General features: G+C 65.9%; 1 protein-coding gene and 1 pseudogene. Both read left to right on the forward strand.

Annotation, left to right across the window (positions count from 1 at the left end; all coding sequences use genetic code 11):
- Positions 1-552 precede the first annotated feature (552 nt).
- Entirely contained in the window at positions 553-2,130 is a 1,578-nt protein-coding gene (locus ACFWX1_RS35800; RefSeq protein ID WP_378394226.1) for a class I adenylate-forming enzyme family protein, read from the forward strand.
- Positions 2,127-2,414: pseudogene (locus ACFWX1_RS35805) on the forward strand (hypothetical protein); the annotation flags it as partial. The gene ACFWX1_RS35800 and the pseudogene ACFWX1_RS35805, both read left to right, overlap by 4 nt.

Here is a 2,414-nt window from a genome sequence, read left to right on the forward strand (position 1 = left end):
CCCTTGCAACGGGGGGCCGGGCGGGCCGCGCACCAACTCGCGGTGACGGCCTCCTACCGGGCCCACCGGGGGGTTATGGTGGGATCCTCGGCCCATCAATCCACAAAGGACAAACAAGGGGCAGTCCAGAACTGCTACGCACAGGAGCCGCGTGTACATCGGCGGATCCAGGGTGAGCGTCCTGAACGGAGCGTTCGGGGCAGGGGCCCGGCGCTGCTGACCAGGGCGAAAGCCCGCGCCAGCCGTCACTCGCGTCGAACGCGACCGGCCACTACCGAGAAAACTTCAATGCGGCCGGAGTCTGCCGCGGAGGCGATCCCCTGGGTTCCGGCGCCCTGTGTCCGCGCTCACACCGAACCGCAGCTCGTGCCCATGTCGGCACCCTGGGTAGCCGTCCGGCGCGTGCACCGAACGGCTACCCGGATCGGGATGCCTTCCGGCACTCCGTTGTAGCCAGTCGAACGATCTACCGCCGGCTTCGATTGTGCGGCGAGGATTGACCCACCCCATCGGACGACATCGCGATAGCCGGCGAAATCAAAGGAAGGTCCCATGAGCCTGCCCGAGCATTGGTGGACTGCAAGCAAAAGTTATGTCTCGGAGATCCTCTCACTGCTCGCGGCCGCGCCGGATCGCGTTTTCGCCCATTGGCGTGGCGAAGCCTTCACCGGTGGTGACCTGATCCGGTCCGTGACCGAAGCGTTCTTCGCGCTGCGCGATCAGGGAGTGGGCAAGGGGGATGTGGTAGCGATTCTGGTCGCGCCCAACAGCCCCGAGACGCTCACCGTGCGCTACGCGACGCAGCTGCTCGGCGGTGCCGTGTGCTATTTGCGCACCATCAATCCCGGTACCGTGGTGACGGTCCTTCCGCTGGATCATCAGATCCAGATCCTGCGCGAAACCGAAGCGGTGACCGTCTTCACCGATGCCGAATGCGCGGAGCGCGCGCAGGAGATCGCTGATGGTTGCGGGCTCCCGGTAACGCGGCTTCACCGTGGCGAGCGCGATGAGGTCGGCAGGCCCGATACCCCGGAGGCCGTGCCCTGGGATCCGGAGGCGCTGGCCTTCATCAACTTCACGAGTGGCAGCACCGGGCGGCCGAAGGGCATCCGGTTGTCGGGCCGCGCGTGGGACGCCACCATGCGTGCGTGGATCGAGCTCGGCCGGGAAGCCGGCTGTGGCTCGATGCTGGTGTCGACCCCGCTGAGTCATGGTGTCGCCCCGCTGGCGGACGCGGTCTTCGCGTCGGGCGGAGCACTTTACCTCCACGAGCGCTTCGATGCCGAGAGGTTCGCGCAGACCGTCTCCGCGGAGAAGGAGGTCTCGTGGACGTTCATGGCGACAACGCACGTGTTCCAGCTCATCGACCATCTGCTCGAGCGGGGAATCCGCGACCATGCCGCGGTGGAAGCCGCGGGATTGGCTTCGCTGAAGCGGATCGTCTACGGCGGCAGCCCCGCGGCGCCCGCCAGGATCGCACAGGCGTTTCAGCTCTTCGGCCCCATCCTGGCGCAGGGCTATGCCACGAGCGAGAGCGGCCGGATCACGACACTGACACCTCCGGAGCACGGCGACCCGGCGGTCGCGCCCACCGTCGGGCGGCCCTTCCCCGAGGTGGAGGTCGTCGTCTGCAACTCGGATTCGGGTGCGCAACTGGCCGTCGGGGAGATCGGTGAGGTTCGCGTCCGCTCGCCGCAGATGATGGACGGCTACAACGGCAACCCGGAACTGACCGCACGAGTTCTTCGGGACGGCTGGTACTTCACCGGCGACATCGGCTTTCTCGACGAGCGAGGATATCTGACTCTCCTGGGCCGGGTGGCCGACGTCATCAAGGTCCACGGCGTCAAGGTCCATCCCATCGTCGTCGAGGCGGAAATCCTTTCCCACCCGGGTGTCCGGCACGCCGCCGTCTACGGCGTGCGGGACGAGGACGGCAGCGAGCACATCCACGCCGCGATCGAATGCGATCCGGCCGCGGTGGTCGAAGTGGAGAAAATCAGCACGAGAATCGCCGAGGCGTTCACCCCGATTCACGTGCCGGAGAAGATCAATGTCTTGACAGCGCTGCCGATGAACAGGAACGGCAAGCCCGACAAAGTGGCCCTGCGAGAAAAGGCGAATGCATGAACGTCCACCTGGCTTCATACCTGACTGGGAAAACCGCTGACGATCTTGCCGGAAGCAAGCGTGAGTTCCTGGAGATCGGCCGGAAGTCCGGTCACTACCCCCTGGCCAGCGCGCGGCGCGACGGGGTGGATTCGGAAGTAAGCGTCTGGTGCAGCAACGACTATCTGGGGATGGGGCAGAATCGCCAGGTCGTGGGGGGGGGGGGGGGGGGGGGCCAGGACAGGAAGAGGAGAAACACAACAACACACCACACAACAATAGAGAAAAAGAGGGGGGGGGAGTGG

Origin of the sequence: Amycolatopsis sp. NPDC059021, from assembly GCF_042739895.1 — a bacterium.
GTDB lineage: Bacteria > Actinomycetota > Actinomycetes > Mycobacteriales > Pseudonocardiaceae > Amycolatopsis.

Excerpts from the sequence above, each read along its gene's own strand:
- ACFWX1_RS35800 (WP_378394226.1), top strand. The coding sequence starts at position 553 with ATGAGCCTGCCCGAGCATTGGTGGACTGCAAGCAAAAGTTATGTCTCG.